The organism is Phytoactinopolyspora halophila, assembly GCF_003287285.1.
GTDB classification, from domain to species: domain Bacteria; phylum Actinomycetota; class Actinomycetes; order Jiangellales; family Jiangellaceae; genus Phytoactinopolyspora_A; species Phytoactinopolyspora_A halophila.
Map to the genome: position 1 here is coordinate 173,167 of NZ_QMIG01000002.1, position 22,335 is coordinate 195,501.

A 22,335-nucleotide genomic window follows, 5' to 3' on the forward strand; every position below is an offset into this window, starting at 1 on the left:
CCGGACGTCAACGCCAGCCGTCCGGAAGAGCCGCGCGGACGATCAACATCTCGGCGTCATCTCGATAAGAAGAGCTACGGTCACGGGTCTCACCGACCGCATATAGCGTGCCGTCGTCTAGCGCGACCTTGCTGACGTGGGCCATGGCTGTTGCCGCCATGCCGTCGTGCATGACGACGGCGACCTGCCCGTACCGTGTCCTCTCGCTGTCGAGATCGAACGAGCCATCCGCCCCGGACGGCCGCCGAATGATCTTCTCGGCTACACGTTGCGCGCGATCACCGAAGTCACCCGACCACTCGAAGGCGTTCACGTCCACGGTGTCGTTCTCGAACGTCGAATCCAACACAACCAGGACGCCTCCGGACACATCCATACTCGAGAACGTCCAGGGGCCGCCGAATTCCGAGGCGTCGCGCTCGTCGTCAAACGGCTCTTCCGGAGCTTCCCTGTTGCCGGGGCGGACGGCGACACTCATCGTCCCGTCCGCGTCCACCGCCAGAATCGATGGTCGGGTACCGATGTAGACGGTGCCGTCTTCACCAGCCGCCAGAGCACCACCGGCACCGGCGTCCCGCAACGGCAGATCCACCGCCGCCAGATCGCGAGGGGGCGAGGCTTGTGTCTCGAACAGCTCGTCACCGGTCATGTCGAGCGTCGATGCACCCGCGACATGCTCGATCTCGCCGTCTTCCACACGCCGAGCGCGCGCCATGACGAGATCCTCCCCGTCTGAGTTCGCGCCGAAGAAGCTTTCCGTCCACACCACACGGCCCGCTCCATCGACAGCAAGGCTCTCGATCGAGCCCAACCCAGTCACCACGTCGCCCGATCCCCCTGAATAGTCCTCGGTGACGACCACCGGCTCAAGATCATCTTCGATCACGTGGTGAATTGCTTCGTCCTCGGCGACATAAATCTCGCCTCCTGGGCCGACAGGAGCTCCCTGTTAGACCGCCGATCAGCACTGGTCGGCGCCCACGTCTGGCATGGCGGAGAATGGGGTCATGCGCGTCGCACTCGTCCAGATGGCCGCCAGCACGGACCCAAATGCCAACCTGACGACGATCGAGAAACTCACGTCCGGCATCGAGGCCGACCTCGTCGTCCTTCCCGAAGCCGTCATGCACGATTTCGGCAATCCCGACACGCCCCTCGGTCCAGCAGCGCAGCCGCTCGATGGGCCGTTCGTATCCGCGATCGCCGGTCTCGCTCGCCAGCTCGACGCGACGGTGATCGCCGGAATGTTCGAGGTTTCCGGCGATCCGGACCGGCCCCACAACACGCTGGTCGCCCTCGCCCCGGACGGCACGCTGGCCGGCACCTATCGCAAGGCCCACCTGTACGATTCGTTCGGCTACCGCGAATCCGATCGGCTGCTGCGCGGCCCGGCCGAACCCGCGGTCCTGACCGTGAACGGCCACTCCCTGGGCCTGCTCACCTGCTACGATCTTCGATTCCCCGAACACGCCCGGGCACTCGTGGACGCCGGAGCCGACAACCTCGTCGTCCCCGCAGCCTGGGTGCGCGGCCCGCTCAAGGAAGACCACTGGGAGACGCTCGTACGGGCACGAGCCATCGAGAACACCGTCTACGTCGCCGCTGCCGCGCAGTGCGGGCGTGCCTACTGCGGGCGCAGCATGCTCGTCGACCCGCTCGGTGTCGCCGTCTCTGCCGCAGGAGAGGCCGAGGGCGTGATCGGCGGTGAGATCGACCTCCACCGCCTGGCTTCGGTTCGCGAACGCAACCCCGCACTACAGCACCGGCGCGCCTGGCCGACGTCGACGACGCACCACGAGCATGCCCAGCAGGATGGCTGACCACCGCAGCTCCACCGAACCCGGCGCATCCAGCACACGTGCGGATCGCGGAGCGGTGATCGTCGCCGGCGGGTCCGGAGCGCGGATGGGCGGCACCGACAAGCCCGGACTCGTTGCCGGTGGGCACACGCTTCTCGACATCGCTCTCCACGCGTGCGCGTCCTGCGCGGAGATCGTCGTCGTCGGCCCGCACCGGCCGACGACACGGCAGGTGACCTGGACTCGGGAAGAGCCGGCAGGAAGCGGTCCACTCGCCGCCGTCGACGCGGGGATGCGGCTCCTGTCCGAGCACATCACCACCGTGACGATCCTCGCCGCCGACCTTCCCTTCATCTCCGGCCGCGCCGTCGACCGCCTTCACGACGCCCTCAACTCCACCGGGGCCGACGGTGCCGTGCTCGTCGACGAGAACGGACGCCGCCAGTTCCTGACCACCGTCGTCGACCGCGGCGCGCTCGCCACCGCCCTCCACGCGCTCGGCGACGTGCACGATCGGCCACTGCGCCACCTCTTCGACCGCCTGCGCCTCGTGGATCTGCCCGACACGCGCACCGCCAAGGATGTGGACGTGCCCGCTGACCTGGCACTGTTGACCGCAAAGCCGCACGGAGGGACATCGATGACCATGGACACGTTTATCGCCGAGCTGTGCGAGAGACTCGGCGTTCCCGTCGACGACGTCGACGTCAATGCCATCCTGGATCTGGCCAAGGACGTGGCTCGCGGCGTCGAGCGGCCTGCCGCGCCGGTCGCCACGTTCGTCGCCGGATACGCCGCCGCCATCAAGGGTGGTGGGACCGAAGCTCTCGAGGAGGCCGTCGACACGATCGCGGCTCTCGCCGGGGAATGGGCCGACGCGACCGGCGAACCGCCACCCGAGCAGGCCCCACCGCTGCACGACGCGGCCGACGCCGAGACCCGGAACGCGGGGGCCTGATGCACGCCGTCGTCATCACCGAACCAGGAGAACCCGGCGTCCTGGCCTGGCACGAGGTTCCCGAGCCCGAATGTGGCTCCGACGAGGTCATCCTCGACGTCGCGGCGTCGGCGGTCAATCGGGCGGACCTCCTCCAGCGGCAAGGGTTCTACCCGCCGCCTCCCGGAACGCCGGAGTGGCCGGGTCTGGAGTGCAGCGGCACGATCAGCGCGGTCGGTCGTGACGTGACTGGCTGGTCGGTCGGCGATCGCGCCTGTGCCCTTCTCGCCGGGGGTGGGTACGCCGAACGGGTCGCCGTACCAGCGGGCCAGCTACTTCCCGTTCCGGCAGGAGTCGACCTCGTCACCGCGGCGGCGCTGCCGGAGGTCATGTGCACCGTGTGGTCGAACGTCGTCATGACGGCCGGCCTGTCGGCAGGCGACGTGCTGCTCGTCCACGGGGGCAGCAGCGGCATCGGCACCACGGCCATCCAGGTCGGGGTGGCGCTGGGTGCCACGGTCGCCGTCACCGCGGGAACGGCGAGCAAGCTGGAGCGCTGCGCCCAGCTCGGAGCATCCGTCCTGGTCAACTATCGTGAACAGGATTTCGTCCAGACAGTGCGCGAGGCGACCGGCGGACACGGCGCCGACATCGTCCTCGACATCATCGGTGCCAAGTATCTCGATTCGAACCTCGACGTCCTGGCCACCGGTGGCCGTATCGTCGTCATCGGCCTCCAGGGAGGTCGCAAGGCCGAGATAGATCTGCGCGCCCTGATGGGCAAGCGCGCTTCGCTCATCGGGAGCACGTTGCGAGCCAGGCCGAGCCGGGAGAAGGCCGCCATCATCGACGAGGTCCGGCACCATCTGTGGCCACTGATCGAGCGTGGTGCGGTGGTACCGGTCATCGACTCCACCGTGCCGATGCACGACGCCGCCACGGCTCATCAGCGAGTCCAGGACAGCGCCCATATCGGCAAGGTTCTGCTGACGCTCTGATCGGCTCCCTGCGGACGATCACGCCCGGCGTGTCCGGGCATTCCAACATGATCATTCTGAACCGGAGTGTCAATGTTGGCTGTGTCTGCGTCAAGATGGACGTATGACGGAGTCGAATGAAAACGCCGGGCAGTCGGACGAGCAGCAGTCCGGCGACAAGCCGCGAGTGCTCGTAGTTGGACCTGAGGGCATGGCCATGGGTTCTCCCGACGAAGGCAACGAAAACGAACAGAGCGAATTGACCGATCTCGTCGAACAGCCAGCGAAGGTCATGCGAATCGGCAGCATGATCAAGCAGTTGCTCGACGAGGTGAAAGCCGCGCCGCTCGACGAAGCGAGCCGACGCCGGCTGGGCGAGATCCACCGGAGGTCGATCGAGGAGCTCGAAGACGGTCTCGCGCCGGAACTCGTGTCCGAGCTCGAGCGCCTGGCCCTCCCGTTCGACCAAGACGCCGTGCCCAGCGAGTCCGAGCTGCGGGTCGCCAAGGCTCAACTGGTCGGCTGGCTCGAGGGATTGTTCCACGGCATCCAGACGACCCTGTTCGCTCAGCAGATGGCGGCCCGTGCCCAGCTCGAACAGATGCGCAAGGCGTTGCCGCCCGGTGTCCAGCTAGGCGGCCAGGGCGGCGCCCCCGGTGGCCAGCAGCAACAGCCCGGCGAGGGAGATCAGCGCAGCGGCATGTATCTCTAAGCCGAGCGGGACCGGGCCCGCCATCGGCGGAGCACCGGTCCCGCAGGTCGCTCACCAGCGAGGCGACATCCGAGATGCTTGCTGTCCCGTGCTCCGGGCTCAGCCAGACTGCACGGCCGACATGTGCCGTTCGATGAGGTCGCCCAGCCTGGGCAGGGCATCCTCGACATGCTTCTTGGCCTGCGGCCGTAGCCTCGCGTATGCCTTCTTGACGCTCTCCCGGCGCGAGTTCTCGGCGCGGTCGTCCGTCACGCCCAGCAGGGCATCGGCTACGTCCGACGAGTTGGCCACGAGATGGTCGGCAAACGAGCCCTCCCCCGAAGCTTGATGCTGAGCGTAGAACGGTTCGACACTGTCGACGAAGCGATCGAGCATGCTGTCCACGGCCTCAGAAACGAACGTCGAGTTCATCTTCTTGACGACCGCGTAGCCGCTCTTCACGGCCATACCGCCGACACCGTTCTTCTCTGCCACCTCGGCGTCGATGAGTTGCTCGATGTCCTTGATGACCGTTGCCCGCCGATCGGGAGCGAGCAAGGCTTCCTTCAGCACTTCTGTCATGTGTTGACGTCCTTCGCGTGTGGAGAATGACCTCGTTGCCCCCGTTCGTGGCAACTTTAAAGCACGCGCCTGAGCGACCATCGCCCGGGGAGGAACGTACGTGCGCGGTGCTGACCTCGAACAGGGCGGCCACGACAGCAGGCGGGGACGCGCTCGGACCGGAAACCTACCGATCGCCGAAAATGCCGTTGAGCAGCAGCGCCAGCCCGTCGTCGTCGACGCTTGCACACACGGCGTCGGCTATCGCCTTCACGTCATCGGGTGCCTGCCCCATCGAGACGCCCACGCCGGCCCACTGCAACATCTCCATGTCGTTGTAGCCGTCACCGATGGCCAGCGTGTCCGATGCGGGGCATCCGAGCCGTTCCGCGACCGTCACCAGGCCGGTCGCCTTGGAGATTCCCAGGGGCATGATGTCGAGCCACGCGGTGTAGCCGATCGCATAGTCGACACTGGGCAGCCCCGACGCGTGCGCCAGCTCGCGCAGCCGCGCGCGGTCACCGTTCGGCCACCGGACGACGACGCGCGTCACCGGGCCATCCAGCAGCGCGTCGTGGTCGACCACCGTCACCTCGCCGTCGAGCTCGCCCGCCGGGAAATCACCGGTGACCCGGAAGCCCACGCCGAGCTCCTCCACGGCGAGAAGGGCGTCGGGAATCGCTTCCGTGAAATACCGCACCGGGTCGCTGGCGTCGAATGTCACGACGTCGATGGGAGCCCGGATCGACATGTCCGCCACGACCGCCCCGTTCGAGCAGATGGCATACCCGTCGTGCAGGTCCAGCCAGTCCACCACACGCGTCGTGGAGTGCCACGAGCGTCCGGTCGCCACCACGATGTTCGCTCCCGCGGCGTGCGCGCGGCGCACCGCTTCCACGACGGCCGGCCGGGGCGGGACGTCGACACCCTCGTACGTCACCAACGTGCCGTCAACATCGAGCGCGATCGTGGACGGACGCCAGCCGTTCAGCCCGTGCACCTCCTACACCTCACGGCTCCGGGGTTCGAGCAGCTCCCGACCGCCGAGGTACGGACGCAACGCGGTAGGCACCGCCACCGTGCCGTCGGCACGCTGATGGTTCTCCAGGATCGCCACGATCCACCGCGTCGTGGCCAGGGTGCCGTTGAGCGTGGCAACGGGACGCGTCCCTCGCTCCGTGCGCTCACGTACACCGAGACGCCGCGCCTGGAACGTCGTGCAGTTCGACGTCGACGTGACCTCCATCCAGCGCGACTGCGACGGCAGCCACGCTTCGCAGTCGAACTTGCGGGCCGCGCTGGAGCCGAGATCACCGGCGGCGACGTCGATCACCCGGTAGGGAAGCTCCACCGCGGCGAGCATCTGCTCTTCCCACGCCAGCAGGCGCTCGTGCTCGGCTTCGGACTCCTCCACCGAACAGTAGGAAAACATCTCCACCTTGTGGAACTGGTGGACGCGGATGATGCCGCGCGTGTCCTTCCCGTGCGAGCCGGCTTCCCGGCGGTAGCAGGCCGACCAGCCGGCATAGCGCAACGGCCCGGCCGACACGTCGACGATCTCGTCCGAGTGGTAGCCAGCCAGCGAGACCTCGCTCGTGCCCACCAGGTAGAGGTCGTCGCGTTCGAGCCGGTACACCTCGTCGGCATGCGCCCCGAGAAAACCCGTGCCCGACATCACCTCCGGGCGGACGAGTGTCGGTGTGATCATGGGCACGAACCCGGCCTCGATGGCGGTGTTCATGGCCAGGTTGAGCAGGCCGAGCTCCAGTTGCGCCCCGGGTCCGGTGAGAAAGTAGAAACGCGACCCGGACACCTTCGCCCCGCGCGCGCTGTCGATCGCGCCCAGCGACTCGCCGAGGTCGAGATGGTCCCGAACCTGATCGAGTTGCGGCCGATCCCCCACCTCGCGGAAGACGACGTAGTCGTCCTCGCCACCGGCCGGCACGCCGTCGATGACGATGTTGGACGGCACCATCGCGAGCTCGTCGAGCCGGGCCTGGGCCTCGTCCGCAGCAGCCTCGGCCGACTTGACCTCGGCCGCCAGCTCCTTCGCCTTGTCCAGAAGGGCCTGCTTATCGTCGCCGGATGCCTGGGCGATCTCCTTGCTCAGGTTCTTCTGCTCGGCACGCAACCGCTCGAACTCGGCCAGGGCACCACGGCGCGCCTCGTCGGCGGCCAGAAGGTCGTCGACGACGTCCGGGCTCTCTCCGCGCGCTCGCTGGGAGGCACGCAGACGGTCAGGGTCCTCACGGATCGCACGAATGTCAAGCACGCACAAGAGCGTATCCGGCCACGAACCCCCGCCGACAACCGATTACCGGATCACCCGGTGTGCCGAACGGGCGATCGTCCCGAATGCCGTACTAGCTGCCGTTCCGCAGCGACTCCAGCCATTCCGCCGCGTGGCGGAAATCGTCGTTCGTCATGCCCCGTCCGATGGGCGGACGGACGCCGTCGGCACGCGGATACGAGCCCAGGTATCGCACCTCGGCACATACCCGGCGCAGGCCCATCAGCGCCTCACCGACGCGCGCATCGTTCACGTGTCCTTCGAAGTCGACGACGAAACAGTATCGGCCCATACCGTTGCCCGTCGGGCGAGACTCGATCCGGGTCAGGTTGACACCGCGAGTGGCGAACTGCTCCAGGATCTCCAGGAGCGCTCCGGGGTGATCGTCACGGATGTATGCGACCGTGCTCGTCTTATCCGATCCCGTCGCCCGTGGCGGTCGGCCGGCCTGGGTGAGCAGGACGAAACGGGTCATTGCCTCGTGATCGTCACCGATGTCGTCCGCCAGCGCCACCAGGCCATAGTGCTCGGCGGCAATCGGAGCTGCGATCGCGGCGTCGTACGGCGTGCCGTCGAGACTCGCTGACTGCGTGGCCACGGCCTCGGCGGCAGCCGACGTCGAGGAGCCGAGGCTTACCGGGACGTCCGGGAGGTTCTTGCTGAGCCACGTCCGGCACTGGGCCTCGGCCACCGGATGGGTGATCACGTGCCGCACCGCAGCGAGCTCGGTGCCCGGCCGGCTCATGAGCGTAAACGTCACGGGCAACAACAGCTCGGCCGAAATCAGTACCGGCTCGCCGCGAATCAGCTCGTCGAGCGTGGTATTGACCGATCCCTCGACCGAGTTCTCCAACGGCACCACCGCGCCGGCCACGTCACCCGAACGCACCGCGTCGATCGCCGCGTGCACGGTGCTGTGCGGTTCCAGCTCGGCATTCACCAGGCTGGGCAGGCGGCGGGCCGCCGCCTCGGCGAAACTTCCCTGGGGGCCGAGATACGCATAACGGTCGCTGCTAACAGGCACTCCAATACCCTATCGCTCCGTGCCCGGTCCCGCCCGGCAATCTCGCACCGCCCGGCACCACGCCCGATCCGCCACTCAGCGCAGCAACGATGGCGTCTCCCAGTCCTTGCCCAGAACGTGATGTTCGAGAAACGCCAGGATGGTCTCGTACCAGATCTTGGCGTGCTGCGGGGTGAGGATCCAGTGGTTCTCGTCCGGGAAGTACAGGAACTTGTGCGGCAGCGAATCGTCCTCGAACTGGTACGCCAGCTCGAACCACAACCGCAATGCCTGCCCGACGGGCACGCGATAGTCCTTGTCACCGTGGATCACCAGCATCGGTGTTTCGATCGCGCTGACGTGATGATGCGGCGAATTCGCCTCCGCCATCTGCGGTGTCATCTCGCGCACCCAGTACCAGGCGGCGTCCGTCGTCGGACCGAAGTCGTCCAGTGCCCAGAGGCTGGCATGGGTCACGATGGCGTCGAACCGGTCGGTCTGGCCAGCCACCCAGTTGGCCATGTAGCCACCGAACGAGCCGCCCATCGCCGCCGTGCGGTTGTCGTCGATGTCGCGGCGCGCCACCGTCGCATCCGTGATCGCCATGAGGTCGGTGAACGGCGCCTGACCCCAGGCGCCCCAGCCGCGCCGGATGAAGTCCAGCCCGTACCCGGTGGACAGCGCGGGATCGGGCAGGAGGACGGCATAGCCATGGGCGACCATGATCCACGGATTCCACCGCCACGACCACGCGTTCCACGAGTTCATCGGGCCACCGTGGATCCACAGCAGCATCGGCGCCGGAGCCTCGGGAGATGTGCCCTCCGGCAACGCGAGCCACGCCCGGATCCGCGTGCCGTCGTCGGCCGCCGTTTCGATCTCTTCCAGAGTGCCCGGCAGTTCCGGTACCGGCGCCGGTCCCCGCAGCGATTCGGAGTTCTGATCAGCCACATCCACCGCCAGCCGCACCGGGGCCATCGGCTCCACGTACGACGTGCGCAACGCGTAGACCCACTGCCCATCCGGTGCGACACAGACGTCGCTGTACGTGTAGTCGTCGGCGGTGAGGCGAGTCACCTGCTCGGTAGCCACATCGAGACGGAACACCGGTCCACGCCCGTTCTGATCCGCGGTGACGATCAGCGCGGTCCCGTCCGGTGTCCACTGCGGAGCGCTTCCTGGCCACAGGTCCCACGCCGCGGTCAGCTCGCGCACCGAGCCGTCGGCAACCGAGACCACGGCGATGTTACGATCACCCGGATCGTCAGAGGTACTGGACCGCTGCCGGATGACGGCCACGGTGGTCCCGTCCGGGCTGATCTGCGGTTCGCCGTACTCATAGTCGGCCTCGTCGGCGAGCATCCGCCGCTCGCCGGTCGTGGCGTCGAACGCCACGAGGGCCTGCCGGTAGCCGCCTCGTCGCGGCACGTTCCACGTCGAGACGATCAGCGTACCGTCGGCGCTGATGTCATAGCTGGCACGTTCGAATGCCCGTCCGGCATCCGGCGTGAGATCGCGCAGCTCGACCGCCCGCTCGTCGGCCGCGTCGTTGCCCGGTTCGAGCTGGCCAGCCAACAGCCGGGGGCGATCCGGGCCGAGATCGTGATCCCAGTACCGCACCGGATAACTCTCGTGCAGCACGGCCGAGACCTTCTTCTCCTTGCGCTCCTTGCGCTTCGCCTCATCGGACTCCGCATCCGTGGCCGAGGGGAACGTGTCCGAGGAGACCACGACCGTACCGGCCTCGCGAGCCACGGCGACGCCGCCTACGCCGCCCGGCCGCTTGGCCACGACACGCGCCTCGCCCCCGTCGGCCGGAAGGAGCCACAACATCGGCACTTCGTCATCGTCGGAGGACTCCGGATCGGGCCGAGCCGAACAGAAGAGGAGCGACCCGTCGGGCAGGTAGGCGGCGCCGCTCTCTCCTTTGGCACTACGGGTGAGCCTGCGCGCGGGTCGCTCACCGGCCGGGTCGACCTCCCACAGGGAGGTGACGTACCTGGTCTCCTCCGGGTTCAACGTCGCCACACCGGTGACGAGCCGGCGGCCGTCTGGTGACAGCGTGAGGCCACTCACGCGGGGCATGGCGACGTACGCATCGAGGTCGTGAAACGGCGTTGGGGGCGGCGAGGTCTCCGCGTCATTGTCGGTCATCTTCCTTGCTTATCACGACCAGCGGCCCGGCCCTCCGCCAGAACCACGCGAACACGGGCCAGACGGCTTGATGATCACCCCACGGGTCGACGTGCTCGAACCGTGGGGTCGAATCGATCGAGGGGATGTGCGCATATGGAGAGTGCCCCGGCGGGTAGGGACACGTCGGGGCCGTATGAACACTACGCCGAACATCCGGGGGTTAGCACTCACGGCAAGAGAGTGCTAATATGTGAGTAGCAACCACTGGTCGCCAGGACGACACCGCAGGCGACGGTGGCATCCACACCCAAGGTGGTTCCGCACAAGGCGTGGAACGAAAGATGTCAGGAGGTGGTTGGTGTGGTGACGCGCTTCGACCCGTTCCGCGAGATGGACCGTCTCGCCGAACAACTTCTCGGCTCCGCCCGCAACGTGGCGACGATGCCGATGGACCTCTACCGTGAGCAGGACCGGTACGTCATGCATTTCGACCTGCCGGGAGTGGACCCCGGCTCGATCGACGTCAACATCGAGGGCCGGTCACTGACCGTCAAGGCTCACCGGACGGGACGTTCGGAGGAGAACGTGCAGTGGCTCGCCCGGGAACGCCCCGTCGGAACCTACGCACGGCAGCTCAACCTCGGCGACGGACTCTCCCCGGATCAGATCGATGCTACGTACGCCGACGGCGTGTTGACGCTGACCATTCCGGTCGCGGAGGAAGCCAAGCCCCGCCGCATCGATGTCACGCGGGTCGATTCGACCCAGTCGGTGGGTAGTGGCAGTTCCGAACGTCAGGAGATCCAAACCTGAGACGGCGAAGCCGCTCAGTCAACGAGTCGAGTGCCGGCGGTGCGGATCCGGACATCGCGGGTCCGCACCGTCGTCTTTTCACCCCCTCCGTCGAGAGCTTCGAGCCGTCGGGGCAGGTCGATGTGCGCGAGCTCGCCTGCCGGCGACGGCGTTCGCGCGCGAAGACGCCTGGGAGACAACTGATGCTCGGACGGCCGAGCACTTGTGTGCTCACGTCATCCGAACCGGCTCGATGTTGTCGAGCTCGACGACGCTTCTGCGGCCCACTTCACGGCAGGCTGGGAACCAGGTTGCCGCTGTGTCGACGTCAGCAGCCCATGCGGTAAGCCAAACCGTGATGCCGTGGGTATTCACACGATCCCCCCGGACACGGGTACCGTGTGCGTAGCAGCATCGTGACAGACGTCACGGACGACACCGCCGGAGCGCCGGGGCCCCACCCCACGCCCCGTTGATCCGACGGTGACAACACGGCCAGGCTGGCGCGGCAATCCCGCGGAGCCGATGACGTGAAGGAGAGACATGACTGTCGACACGGCGGTTACCTCGGCGAGCGGAACAGCAGCCGACACCGAACTCGTCCAGCTGCTCACCCCCGAGGGCGAGCGAGTTCCCCACGAGCACTACGACACGCTGATCGACGACATCACGGCGGACGAGATCCGGGATCTGTATCGCGATCTCACCATGTCCCGGCGGATCGACAGCGAAGCCATCGCACTCCAACGTCAGGGCGAACTCGGCTTGTGGGCCAGCTTGCTCGGGCAGGAAGCAGCGCAAGTGGGCTCCGCCCGCGCCTTGCGGCCACAAGACCACGTCTTCCCCACCTATCGCGAACACGGTGTCGCCTGGTGCCGGGGTGTCGATCCGGCCCAGTTGCTCGGGCTGTTCCGGGGTGTGGATCAGGGGAGCTGGGATCCGAAGGAGAACAACTTCCATCTCTACACGATCGTGATCGGCGCCCAGACGCTGCACGCCACCGGATACGCGATGGGCGTACAGCGAGACGGCGCCATCGGCACCGGCGATCCCGAGCGCGACGCTGCCGTACTCGCTTACTTCGGCGACGGCGCCACCAGCCAGGGCGACGTCAACGAGGCGTTCATCTGGGCCGGCGTCAACAACGCCCCGGTGGTGTTCTTCTGCCAGAACAACCAGTGGGCCATCTCCGAACCACTGGAGCGCCAGACGCGGGTGCCGCTGTATCGGCGCGCGCACGGGTTCGGATTCCCCGGGCTACGCGTCGACGGCAACGACGTGCTCGCCTGCCTGGCAGTCAGCCGGGAGGCACTCCAGCGTGCCCGTGACGGCGAAGGACCGTCGTTGATCGAGGCTTTCACGTACCGGATGGGGGCCCATACCACCAGCGACGACGCGTCACGTTACCGGCTCGATTCGGAGCTGGAGAGCTGGCGCCTGAAGGATCCCGTCGAACGCGTCAAGGCTTACATGACGCGGGAGAAGATGGCCGACCAGGCGTTCTTCGACGGCGTGGAGGCCGAAGCGGAGCAGCTGGCCGAGCATTTGCGCACTACCTGCCGCTCCATGCCGGATCCACATCCCACCACGATCTTCGATCACGTCTACGTGGACACTCCTCCCACCCTGCGCGCACAGCAGGAGGAGATGGCCCGCTACCTGGACTCCTTCGTCGACGAGAAGGAGGCGCAATGACTGCGCTCACCATCGCCAAGTCCATCAACGCCGGCCTGCGTCGTGCCATGGACGCCGACGCCAAGGTGCTGGTCATGGGCGAAGACGTGGGCCGTCTCGGTGGAGTTTTCCGCGTCACGGACGGGCTGCAAAAAGACTTCGGAGAAGACCGGGTCTTCGACACGCCACTCGCCGAGGCCGGCATCATCGGCACCGCTATCGGGCTTGCCCTGCGGGGGTACCGCCCGGTCTGCGAGATCCAGTTCGACGGGTTCGTGTTTCCCGGCTATGACCAGATCGTCAGCCAGGTCGCGAAGATGCACTTCCGTTCGGGCGGGCGGCTGCGGCTGCCCATCACCATACGGATTCCCTACGGCGGTGGCATCGGCGCCGTCGAGCACCACAGCGAGAGCCCGGAAGGATACTTCGCCCACACCCCAGGGTTGAAGGTCGTCTCCTGCGCCAGCCCGGCGGATGCCTACTGGATGATCCAGCAGGCGATCGCGAGCGACGACCCCATCATCTTCTTCGAGCCGAAGCGCCGTTACTACGAGAAGGCCGAGTTCGATCTCGATCAGGAGCCCGATCTCCCGCTGAACGCTTCCCGCGTCGTCGCCGAAGGATCCGATGCCACGCTCGCGGCGTACGGGCCGATGGTGAAGACCTGCCTCGAGGCAGCCACGGCCGCGACCGACGACGGCCGCTCGCTCGAGGTCATCGACTTGCGCACGCTCTCCCCGCTGGATCTCGAGCCGGTCTACGCCTCGGTGCGGCGCACCGGAAGGCTCGTCGTCGTACACGAGGCCCAGCGCACACTCGGCGTGGGCACCGAGGTCGCCGCCCGGGTCACCGAAGAATGCTTCTACTCGCTCGAAGCGCCCGTCGTCCGGGTCACCGGCTACGACACGCCCTATCCACCGGCTCGGGTCGAGGAGGACTACCTCCCCGACCTCGACCGGGTGCTCGACGGCGTCGAGCGCGCCCTGAGCTACTGAAGGAGCGACGAGGTGACGAGCAGCAACGACAACGACGACCCCATGATCATGAACATTTATCGCCCTCATGGGGCGATAAATGTTCATGATCAGCGGATAGGGAGGGTGCAGGCGTGAGCGTGTCGCAGTTCAATCTGCCCGATGTAGGCGAGGGCCTCACCGAGGCCGAGATCGTTTCGTGGAAGGTCAAGCCGGGCGACGCGGTGAAGGTCAACGACATCATCGTGGAGATCGAGACGGCCAAGTCCGCCGTCGAACTCCCCAGCCCGTATGCCGGTGTCGTCGACAGCCTGCTCGTCGAGGAGGGCCAGACGGTGCCGGTCGGGACACCGATCATCGCCGTGAACACCGGCACCGAAACTCCCGTGTCCGACGTCGCCACCCCCGGCGCGGATCTCGGGGCCGAATCGAGCGGCAGTGACGCTGCCGCTCCCACCGGCACCGGCGCTGACGAGAAGGGCGCCACGGACACCGGCGCGGACACGCCAGCAGCCGAGGACGAACGCCAGCCCGTCCTCGTCGGCTACGGTCCCCGCTCCAGCTCACCCGGCCGGCGCCAGCGCAAACGGCCCGCGGCTGCCAGCGAGCCACCGCCGGATCAGCAGCGAGCCCAGCAGAGCGCGCATGCCGGGTCGGCGCAGGCTCCGGCGAGCGGCGACGGGCGGGCACGCGTCCTGGCCAAGCCGCCGGTGCGCAAGCTGGCCAAGGATCTCGGCATCGATATCTCCACGGTGACACCCACCGGACCCAATGGCACGGTCACCCGCGAGGACGTCCAGGCCGCCGCGGCTCCAGTGGCGGACACGGCCGACGAGGCGGTGCGCGAGCCGGCCGGCGTTTCCAGCGAGCTGGGCTGGAACGGCCAGCCTCGCACCGAGCGGATTCCCGTCCGGTCGGTGCGGCGCAAGACCGCGCAGGCCATGGTCGAGTCGGCATTTACAGCCCCACATGTCACGGAGTTCATCACCGTCGATGTGTCGCGTTCCGTGAAACTCGCCGAGCGGCTACGCGAGAAGCGCGAGTTCCGGGACGTGAAGCTGACCCCACTCGCACTGCTCGCCCGCGCGATGTGCCTGGCCATCCCGCGCACGCCGGAGGTCAACGCGCGCTGGGACGAGGACGCGGGCGAGATCGTCATGCAGCGCTATGTCAACCTGGGCATCGCGGCAGCCACCCCCCGAGGTCTCGTCGTGCCGAACATCAAGGAGGCTCACCAGCTGTCGTTGCGTGACCTTGCCGTGGCCATCAACGATCTGGCGTCGACGGCACGTGAGGGCAAGACCCCACCGGCCGACATGCAAGGCGGGACGATCTCCATCACCAACGTCGGGGTCTTCGGTGTCGACACCGGCACGCCGATCATCAACCCGGGCGAGGCCGCGATCCTCGCGTTCGGTGCGATACGCGAGCAGCCGTGGGTACACAAGGGCAAGATCAAGCCCCGATCGATCACCACGCTCGCGTTGTCGTTCGACCACCGGCTCGTCGACGGCGAGCAAGGGTCGCGGTTCCTCTCCGATGTCGCGTCGCTCCTGGAAGACCCCGCGAACGCGCTCGCCTGGAGCATGACCTAACCCACGCCACCACATCCGAATGATCATGTTTGGTACGTTTTCTCGGGCCATAACACGGCTGTAGACGTAGTACGGCCCGAGAAATCGTGTCACGGTACCCGACGCAAACGGCGGGCCGGAAATCCACTCGGGGATTCCGGCCCGCCGTTGTTTCGTCAACCGTGATCGATCAGCTTTGCTGCCGATCGGTCTTGCTGCCAGCCACTGGTGTCAGCCGCCGGTCAGCCGCGAGCGCGGAGCAGACCGCGACGCTGCAGGAACATCGCCGCAGCACCACCGAACATCGCGAGGATTCCCGTCCCGAGCAGCGTCGTCGATGCGACACCGGTGTCGGGCAGGTCTTCGTCTTCGTCTTCATCCTCTTCTGGTGTCTCGGTCGGCTCCGGGGTGTCCGTGGGCTCCGGCGTCTCGGTCGGTTCCGGAGTATCCGTGGGCTCCGGGGTCTCGGTCGGTTCCGGGGTCTCGGTGGGTTCCGGAGTATCCGTCGGTTCCGGGGTCTCGGTCGGCTCCGGCTCCGTGGCCGTCCAGGACACCTCACCGGTGACGTTCAGCTTCGAGTTCTCCGCCGAGGCGAGGATCAGCGACTGGGTGGGCGTGTTCTCGTAGTCGGCACCGATGAACAGCCGGCCCAGGCTCATGGTCACGTTGGCCGATAGATCGAAGGTGCCCGACCCCTCGGCGGCGTCTTCCGGCACGTCCGCGAAGATTTCCGCGCCGTCGCCGACCTCGGCGCCCAGCGGCTCGCCATCCTCATCCGCGAGCGTCACGCCTTCCGGAAGCGAGGAGGTGACCTGCACGGTCTCAGCCGTCGTGCCCACCTCGAACGGGCCGATCAGAGTGCCCGCCTCACCTTCGCGAGCGCCCGGGGTCAGTGACAGCTCCGGTTCGGGCTGATCCTCGATACCCTCGTTCGCATCTCCGGTCAGGTACTCGTACAGCGCGACGACATCTTCCCTCGATGCAGGATTGCCCGGCGTCTGGTTGTTACGCGCCAGCTCGGCGCCGTCGCTGAAGTGCCAGACCGCTGCCTGGGTGGCGGCGATCGCCTCCTTCTCGGCCAGGCCGTCACGGAACTCGTGGTCGATCTCGGCCTCGATGCCGCCGAGATCCACGGCCGGGTAGGAGTGGTGCAGGATCCAGTTGACCTTGTCCCGGTTCTGGTGGAACGGCGATTCCGGATCGGGATACGAATCCCAGTCCACCTCTTCCATGTCCGGGTGGTCGTAGTCGATCGGCATGTGCAGCTCGACACAGTAGGTCCGCAGCGACGCGCCGTCGGAGGTCGAAAGCCCGATCAGCTTGGTGGACTGCGAGTCATCTCGGTCATGCCGGGCCAGCCTGACCGGCAGACCCGACACGTCGTTGTCCTTCTCCAGCTTGGCGTTTATCCGAGCTTCCACGGTCTCGCCCTCGGCTGCTCCGGCCGACACCGCAGTGGCAGTGACACCGAAACCGACCATGCTGAGCGCGAGACCACCGGCTATAGCGGTAGTCCGGCGAGATGGGGGTGGCATGGTTCTCCTTTTCTGTTCCACCTGCCCACCTCGAGGGCGAGCAGGGTCATTGTTGTAAGATCACTCCCCCGCCGAGGGCAGATCTTACCGAACCACCCCAAGTAACGCGCTAGGGGATGTGCCGTGGTAATTCAGGCATCCTTTTCTTTGCCGAAATCTCGCCCGTGACCAGGCATAAAGTGCGTAGTTGACAGAACGTGCCTATGCAGCCACTGATCGTTAGCATAAGGTCGGGCTCGTGGCCGACTTCAACGAAGCGACGACCGTGAAGAACGTGGAGCCCGGCATCTACGAGGTCGAGATCGACAGCTCGTGGTCCGTCGGTGATGTCGCGAACGGTGGTTACCTTGTCGCGCTGATCCTCAAGGCGGTGGTTTCCGAATCACCGCATCCGCACCCGCTGAGCACGAGTTCCCATTTCGTGGCTCCGCCCTCGTCCGGCCCGGCCCGCGTCCGTGTCGATCTCCTCCGGGCCGGTCGCACCACCGCCACGCTACGGGCGACGCTCGTGCAGGATGACATCCCCCGCGTCGAGGCATTGGTCACGACCAGCACCTTGAGCCACGACGCCGACGTCGAGTGGGCCGGCCCGCCGCCCGAGCCGGTCGCCCCGGTGGACGAGTGCATCCCGACGGTTGTCGACCTTCCCGACGGCACGCACGTCGGCGTTCTCGATCATGTCGATCTGCGGCTCGATCCCCAGACGCTCGGCTGGTTCTCGGGACGTCCCGCCGGGCAGTTGTCCATGCGTGGACATGTCCGGCTAGCCGATGGCACGGAACCCGATCCGATCGTGCTGCCGCTGGCCGTCGATTCGCTGCCGCCTACGGTTTTCGGGCTCGGCCGGCTGGGGTGGGCACCGACGGTGGAGCTCACGGTGCTGACGCGCAGCCTCCCGGCGCCGGGCTGGCTGACGGTTCACCTGCGCGGCAGGTTGGTCCGGGACGGTTGGTTCGACGAGGAGGCGGAGGTCTACGACGTCACCGGCGCCCTCGTAGCACAGTCCCGCCAGCTCGCACGTGTCCGGGTGAGCTGATCACGGCAACGAGCTACGTGCGAGCACCGCTCGCTTGAGCATGGGCGCGAGCACGGCACGCCGAGCACCAGCGAGCTGGTCATGAGCGCTCCCGCACCACCCAGAGCGCCGCGGCGGCGACATCGGTGAGTTCGAGCTCGCCCGAACGTGGCTCCGTTCCCACCCGGAGCGTCGACGAGCCAGCGTAGGGGCGTCGGCGCAGGACTTCGATCCGCTGATCGAGAGTGATCTCATGGGCCGTGAAATAGCGGAGAAGCTCGGGCTCGTCGTCGCAGATGCGCGCGACGTATCCGGCGTCACCCGCCGACAGGGTGGACAGCCGCACCGCTTCGGGACGGTGGACCGTCCCGTCAGCAGCGGGGATGGGATCGCCGTGCGGGTCGCGCACCGGGTGGCCCAGCCGCTCGGACATCCGTTCCAGCAGCCGATCGGAGACGACGTGCTCCAGGTTCTCCGCTTCGTCGTGCACCTCGTCCCAGCCATAGCCCAGCTGCGCGACGAGGTAGGTTTCGACGAGCCGGTGCCGGCGCAGCATCCGCAGGGCAAGCCGCGTTCCGCTCTCGGTCAGCGCCACCGGGCCGTAACGCTCGTGGGTCACCAGGCCCTGATCGTGCAGGCGGCGCACCATTTCCGAGATCGCCGGGGCGCCGACGCCGAGGCGCGCCTTGAGATACGACGCGGTCACCGCGACGTCGTCCCATTCTTGCGCCGCGTAGATCACCTTGATGCAGTCCTCCGCGGCGACGGACACCCTGCCCGGGGAGGGGCGTTCATCGATCACGCCTCTCAGCCTAGCTAGCTGTCCTCACCACCGCTGTGCTGTCGTCTCCACATTCCTGTCATCGCGCGGCGTGCACGGCGAGGAGCAGGGCTGTGACGATCTCCGGATCGTCCAGCCGGTGCCCGAGCAGGGCCTCAGCCCGCTGCAACCGTTGATGCAGCGACTGCCGCCGCACGTGCAGCACGTCGGCGGCCCGTGTCGGGCTGCGACCGTGCCGGAGATAGACGTCGACGGTGCGTATCAGGTCACTACCGTGGGCGCTGTCCCAGCGACGCAGCGGCCCGAGAAGATCGTCGATCAGGTGCTCACGCGCCGTCCGGTCGAGCATGCCGACCAGCCGCTGCGCCACTGTCTCTCGCCACGTCCGCATTCCTGGCCGGGCGCACTCCACCGACGCCTGCGCTTCCCGCAAGGAACGGCCGGCCTCGGCCAGCGTCACGGGCGGGCCGACGACGCACGTCAGCTCCGGCCCCGTGTCGTAGTGCTCGGTCAGCGCCGCGACCACGTCCCCTGCCGGATCAGCATGCGTCTTGGCCGCGGCCACCACGGCCAAGACCTGTCCACCCACGCGACCGACCAGCGCACCACCCGTACGCGACCCGGCTGCCCGAACGGCCGCGATGATGCTCACCGGGTCGGGTGCGTTCGCCGCGATGCCCAAGACGGCGGCACCCTCCGGGGTGTGCAGGCCAGCCAGCCCGGCGCGCACGACGAGCTCGTGCTCGCTGACGGCGCTTCCGGCGAGCAGGTCTTCCAGGAGGGCGACGGCGGCCGATCCGGATTCCGCGGTGGAATCCCCGAGATGTGCGACGGCGACGGCCGCAGCCGCGGCGATCCGGCGCGCCACCTGCTGCGGTGCGCCTGCCGGGAGATGCGCGTCTGCAGCCGGTTCGCCGGTGAAGACATGCCCCCACACGTGCTCGTCGACGATCACCGGCGCATGAGCCGCAGCGGCAGCGATCACGTTGTCCAGCACGCGCTTCGAGGGCACTCCCGCCACGGCGACGGCTTGCCCGGCCGCCGTCGCGATGACCACGGGCTGACCGAGCTGCTCGGTCGCGGCCCGGGCGACGGCTGCGAGGCCGCCCTTGGCCAGTGCCGCGAGAAGCCTGTCGCTCAGCTGATCGGCTATCCGGAGGGCGGCGCCGTCCTGATCGACCAGGACGGTGTTGACGTCTCGGCATATCCGCTCGAACGGCACGACCTCGTCGAGGCGGACCAACGGCAGATCGCACCGCTCGGCCTCGTCGACGAGTTCCTCGGGCAGCGCTGGAAGTGAGCGTCCCACCTCGATCGCTATCGCGACGACACCGCGGTGTGTCAGTTCACGGATCCAGTGCCGCCGAGCGCCGGCGTCGGCGCCGGAGAGACCGAGGCCGGTGGTCAAGAGCAGCTCGCCGCCCGCCAGCAGTGGTCCGATCTCGAAGATCTCGCTCGAGTGCGCCCACGTAACGGCCCGATCGAGCCCCTCCGGACGGGTCATGAGCCGGGGCTCGGCGGCACGCACGGCAGGGAGGGCAAGAATGTCTCGAACCGTCATCGCCATACGCCGACGGTGCCCCGGATATGTGCAATCGTCAACGACGATCCGTCAGGAGACGTGTGAACGAATACTGACGATACGTCCGTTGTGGCTGCGTGTGCCGCGCCGCCAAGCTGTGGGGAATCAACCTCGCACCGGCCGGCCGCTAGACAGCATCACAGGTCAGCACCACCAACCGGCACCATCAACAACTCAGAAGGAGCGTGCGGATGCTCGACGACGCGACCATGCAGGCGTGGCTGCGCGTGGCCCTGGACGAAGCTCGTACCGGCCTGGCCGAGGGTGGGATACCTATCGGTGCTGCGCTCATCGGTCCCGACGGTCACGTTCTCGGCCACGGTCACAACCGTCGCGTCCAGGAGGGCGATCCCACGTTGCACGCCGAAACCGTCGCCTTCCGCAACGCGGGGCGGCGACGCTCGTACGACGGAACGACGATGGTGACGACCCTGTCACCGTGCTGGTACTGCAGCGGCCTGGTCCGCCAGTTCGGCATCTCCCGCGTCGTCATCGGAGAGGCCACCACGTTCACCGGTGGCCACGATTGGCTGGCCGAAAACGGCGTGGAGATCGTCATGCTCGACGACGCCGAGTGCGTCGAGCTGATGGAGCAATTCATCGCGGCCAACCCCACATTGTGGATGGAGGACATTGGCGATGACGGCGAACAGCCCTGACGGATCCGAAGCCAGAACGCACGCTGACTCCCACGTCGACCCCGACTATCCCATCGAGCCCGTTCCCGGGCACGCCCGCAAGTCTCTCTTCTCGCTCTCGATCGTGCTGCTGGGCTTCACATTCTTCACGCCCACGATGCTGGCCGGCGCACAGGTCGGTGCGGCATTCGAATTCTGGCCGCTCATGGGTGTACTGGCGCTGGGCAGCGTCGTTCTCGGTACGTACGTAGCGGTGATCAGCGGGATCGGCGCCCGCACGGGGCTAACCACGGTCATGATGTGCCGCTACGCGTTCGGCAACAGGGGCTCGAAACTGAGCTCACTGCTTCTCGGAGGCACCCAGGTCGGCTGGTATGGCGTCACGGTCGCCACGTTGGCCCAGCTCACCGCGAACGCGTTCGAGTGGGAGGGCGACGGCGTCGAGCGGCTGCTCATGGTGATCGGCGGCTTTCTCATGGGCGTGACCGCCTACTACGGCTACCGCGGCATGTACGGCCTGTCTCTCGTCTCCGTCCCGCTGCTTCTCATCCTGGTCGCATGGATCACGATGCGCTCGTTCGACGAGGTCGGCGGCATGTCGGGCATGCTCGATCAGGAGCCGACGACGACGATGGGTCTGGCACTCGCCGTGACGATCATCGTCGGCACCTTCGCGTCCGGAGGTACACAGGCACCGAACTGGACACGCTTCGCCCGCTCGCCAGGTCAGGGCTTCGGGGCCGCGCTGATCGCCTTCGTCGTCGGGCAGTTCCTCATGCTGTTCTGCGGCGCCATCGGCGCCATCGCCTTCGGGGAACCGGACTTCGTGCTGGTGCTGTTCCAGCTGGGCCTGGTCTTCTGGGGCCTGGTCTTCTTGCTCAGCAACCTCTGGACGACCAACGACAACGCCGCGTACAACTTCGGTGTCGCCGGCGCCGAGATCGCCAACTCACGCTCGAAGAAGCCGTTCGTCGTGATCGGCGTCGTGATCGGAACCGTGCTGGCCATCACCGGGATCTACGACAACTTGATCACTTACTTGAACTGGTTAGGCATCTTGATCCCGCCGATCGGGGGCGTGATCATCGGTGATTGGTGGTCCCGCTGGCGCCACAGCCTTCCCGCCCCGTCCACGCATGTGTTCCCGGCAGTGCGCTGGGAGAACGTGGCCGCATACGGGCTGGGGGCAGCGGTGGCCTGGATCTCCGACGAATGGACGTGGGGGATCCCGCCCATCAACGGGATCGTCGTCGCGCTCCTCGCCGCCGCCCTCGCCGCGCGTGTCCGCCGCTCCGAACCCGTCACACGGTGACGTCCAGCGCACCCACGATCGCGACGATCACCACGTGTCGCCGAGAAGAGCGAGGCGCATGGAA

General features: G+C 67.2%; 20 protein-coding genes. 11 read left to right on the forward strand and 9 right to left on the reverse strand.

The features are described 5' to 3' along the window. Positions 1-7 precede the first annotated feature (7 nt). On the reverse strand, positions 8-886 hold the full coding sequence (locus DPM12_RS03340) for a hypothetical protein (protein ID WP_112256855.1): 879 nt from the start codon (positions 884-886) through the stop codon (positions 8-10). Between the two features lie 121 nt (positions 887-1,007). Here DPM12_RS03340 and DPM12_RS03345 point away from each other — a divergent pair, with 121 nt between their 5' ends. The 4 genes from DPM12_RS03345 (at position 1,008) to DPM12_RS03360 (ending at position 4,425) form a co-directional block, all read left to right on the forward strand. Continuing rightward, positions 1,008-1,820, forward strand: coding sequence for a carbon-nitrogen hydrolase family protein (locus DPM12_RS03345; RefSeq protein ID WP_112257120.1), 813 nt, complete (start codon positions 1,008-1,010; stop codon positions 1,818-1,820). Beyond that, on the forward strand, positions 1,813-2,757 hold the full coding sequence (locus tag DPM12_RS03350) for an NTP transferase domain-containing protein (RefSeq protein WP_158542712.1): 945 nt from the start codon (positions 1,813-1,815) through the stop codon (positions 2,755-2,757). Before DPM12_RS03345 ends, DPM12_RS03350 begins: the two co-directional genes overlap by 8 nt. After that, positions 2,757-3,734 carry an NAD(P)H-quinone oxidoreductase gene (locus DPM12_RS03355; RefSeq protein ID WP_112256857.1) on the forward strand — a complete coding sequence of 326 codons (978 nt, stop codon included), beginning with the start codon at positions 2,757-2,759 and terminating at the stop codon, positions 3,732-3,734. The genes DPM12_RS03350 and DPM12_RS03355 overlap by 1 nt, the downstream gene beginning before the upstream one ends. Positions 3,735-3,837: 103 nt before the next feature. Further along, the gene (locus tag DPM12_RS03360) at positions 3,838-4,425 is read left to right on the forward strand and encodes a bacterial proteasome activator family protein (protein WP_112256858.1); all 588 of its coding nucleotides are present in this window, start codon (positions 3,838-3,840) and stop codon (positions 4,423-4,425) included. Between the two features lie 99 nt (positions 4,426-4,524). Here DPM12_RS03360 and DPM12_RS03365 read toward each other — a convergent pair whose 3' ends face one another. The 5 genes from DPM12_RS03365 to DPM12_RS03385 form a co-directional block, all read right to left on the reverse strand. Then, entirely contained in the window at positions 4,525-4,986 is a 462-nt protein-coding gene (locus tag DPM12_RS03365) for a DUF6918 family protein (protein ID WP_112256859.1), read from the reverse strand. Positions 4,987-5,152: 166 nt separating this feature from the next. After that, a complete protein-coding gene (locus DPM12_RS03370; RefSeq protein ID WP_211658334.1) occupies positions 5,153-5,965 on the reverse strand; it encodes an HAD family hydrolase in 813 nt (270 codons plus the stop codon). A 3-nt stretch (positions 5,966-5,968) separates the two neighbouring features. Further along, positions 5,969-7,237 (reverse strand): serine--tRNA ligase, encoded by a 1,269-nt coding sequence (serS, locus tag DPM12_RS03375; RefSeq protein WP_112256860.1) that lies wholly within the window; start codon positions 7,235-7,237, stop codon positions 5,969-5,971. A gap of 91 nt (positions 7,238-7,328) precedes the next feature. Next, positions 7,329-8,279 (reverse strand): prephenate dehydratase, encoded by a 951-nt coding sequence (gene pheA / locus DPM12_RS03380; RefSeq protein ID WP_112256861.1) that lies wholly within the window; start codon positions 8,277-8,279, stop codon positions 7,329-7,331. 75 nt (positions 8,280-8,354) lie between these two features. After that, positions 8,355-10,412, reverse strand: coding sequence for a prolyl oligopeptidase family serine peptidase (locus DPM12_RS03385; RefSeq protein WP_112256862.1), 2,058 nt, complete (start codon positions 10,410-10,412; stop codon positions 8,355-8,357). Positions 10,413-10,754: 342 nt separating this feature from the next. Here DPM12_RS03385 and DPM12_RS03390 point away from each other — a divergent pair, with 342 nt between their 5' ends. The 4 genes from DPM12_RS03390 to DPM12_RS03405 all read left to right on the forward strand — a co-directional run bounded on the left by DPM12_RS03390 (position 10,755) and on the right by DPM12_RS03405 (position 15,429). Beyond that, positions 10,755-11,207, forward strand: a complete 453-nt coding sequence (locus tag DPM12_RS03390) for an Hsp20/alpha crystallin family protein (RefSeq protein WP_170313660.1) — start codon at positions 10,755-10,757, stop codon at positions 11,205-11,207. Between the two features lie 522 nt (positions 11,208-11,729). Next, positions 11,730-12,881: a pyruvate dehydrogenase (acetyl-transferring) E1 component subunit alpha gene (gene pdhA, locus DPM12_RS03395; RefSeq protein WP_112256863.1), complete on the forward strand. Its 1,152-nt coding sequence runs from the start codon at positions 11,730-11,732 to the stop codon at positions 12,879-12,881. Continuing rightward, a complete protein-coding gene (locus DPM12_RS03400) occupies positions 12,878-13,855 on the forward strand; it encodes an alpha-ketoacid dehydrogenase subunit beta (protein ID WP_112256864.1) in 978 nt (325 codons plus the stop codon). The genes pdhA and DPM12_RS03400 overlap by 4 nt, the downstream gene beginning before the upstream one ends. Before the next feature lie 113 nt (positions 13,856-13,968). Further along, complete coding sequence (locus DPM12_RS03405) at positions 13,969-15,429, forward strand: dihydrolipoamide acetyltransferase family protein (protein ID WP_112256865.1); 1,461 nt, start codon at positions 13,969-13,971, stop codon at positions 15,427-15,429. Between the two features lie 221 nt (positions 15,430-15,650). On the opposite strand, the gene DPM12_RS03410 is transcribed toward DPM12_RS03405, so the two are convergent. Then, the gene (locus DPM12_RS03410) at positions 15,651-16,943 is read right to left on the reverse strand and encodes a thioester domain-containing protein (protein WP_112256866.1); all 1,293 of its coding nucleotides are present in this window, start codon (positions 16,941-16,943) and stop codon (positions 15,651-15,653) included. A 238-nt stretch (positions 16,944-17,181) separates the two neighbouring features. Here DPM12_RS03410 and DPM12_RS03415 point away from each other — a divergent pair, with 238 nt between their 5' ends. Continuing rightward, a complete protein-coding gene (locus DPM12_RS03415; protein WP_112256867.1) occupies positions 17,182-17,979 on the forward strand; it encodes a thioesterase family protein in 798 nt (265 codons plus the stop codon). Positions 17,980-18,058: 79 nt separating this feature from the next. Here the strand turns inward: DPM12_RS03415 and DPM12_RS03420 are convergent, their stop codons facing one another. Together DPM12_RS03420 and DPM12_RS03425 are read right to left on the reverse strand one after the other, a co-directional pair. Further along, positions 18,059-18,760, reverse strand: coding sequence for a metal-dependent transcriptional regulator (locus tag DPM12_RS03420; protein WP_245951192.1), 702 nt, complete (start codon positions 18,758-18,760; stop codon positions 18,059-18,061). Positions 18,761-18,818: 58 nt separating this feature from the next. Then, on the reverse strand, positions 18,819-20,306 hold the full coding sequence (locus DPM12_RS03425; RefSeq protein WP_112256869.1) for a PucR family transcriptional regulator: 1,488 nt from the start codon (positions 20,304-20,306) through the stop codon (positions 18,819-18,821). Positions 20,307-20,512: 206 nt separating this feature from the next. Between DPM12_RS03425 and DPM12_RS03430 the strand changes: the two genes are divergently transcribed. Next, positions 20,513-20,980 (forward strand): nucleoside deaminase, encoded by a 468-nt coding sequence (locus tag DPM12_RS03430; protein ID WP_112256870.1) that lies wholly within the window; start codon positions 20,513-20,515, stop codon positions 20,978-20,980. Then, on the forward strand, positions 20,961-22,271 hold the full coding sequence (gene codB / locus DPM12_RS03435) for a cytosine permease (protein WP_112256871.1): 1,311 nt from the start codon (positions 20,961-20,963) through the stop codon (positions 22,269-22,271). Before DPM12_RS03430 ends, codB begins: the two co-directional genes overlap by 20 nt. Positions 22,272-22,335: the final 64 nt, after the last annotated feature.

Coding starts and splice junctions, on each gene's coding strand:
- DPM12_RS03385 (WP_112256862.1), bottom strand. CDS start 10,412: ATGACCGACAATGACGCGGAGACCTCGCCGCCCCCAACGCCGTTTCAC.
- codB (WP_112256871.1), top strand. CDS start 20,961: ATGACGGCGAACAGCCCTGACGGATCCGAAGCCAGAACGCACGCTGAC.
- DPM12_RS03430 (WP_112256870.1), top strand. CDS start 20,513: ATGCTCGACGACGCGACCATGCAGGCGTGGCTGCGCGTGGCCCTGGAC.
- DPM12_RS03400 (WP_112256864.1), top strand. CDS start 12,878: ATGACTGCGCTCACCATCGCCAAGTCCATCAACGCCGGCCTGCGTCGT.
- DPM12_RS03410 (WP_112256866.1), bottom strand. CDS start 16,943: ATGCCACCCCCATCTCGCCGGACTACCGCTATAGCCGGTGGTCTCGCG.
- pdhA (WP_112256863.1), top strand. CDS start 11,730: ATGACTGTCGACACGGCGGTTACCTCGGCGAGCGGAACAGCAGCCGAC.
- DPM12_RS03350 (WP_158542712.1), top strand. CDS start 1,813: ATGGCTGACCACCGCAGCTCCACCGAACCCGGCGCATCCAGCACACGT.
- DPM12_RS03425 (WP_112256869.1), bottom strand. CDS start 20,306: ATGGCGATGACGGTTCGAGACATTCTTGCCCTCCCTGCCGTGCGTGCC.
- DPM12_RS03365 (WP_112256859.1), bottom strand. CDS start 4,986: ATGACAGAAGTGCTGAAGGAAGCCTTGCTCGCTCCCGATCGGCGGGCA.
- DPM12_RS03355 (WP_112256857.1), top strand. CDS start 2,757: ATGCACGCCGTCGTCATCACCGAACCAGGAGAACCCGGCGTCCTGGCC.
- DPM12_RS03360 (WP_112256858.1), top strand. CDS start 3,838: ATGACGGAGTCGAATGAAAACGCCGGGCAGTCGGACGAGCAGCAGTCC.
- DPM12_RS03345 (WP_112257120.1), top strand. CDS start 1,008: ATGCGCGTCGCACTCGTCCAGATGGCCGCCAGCACGGACCCAAATGCC.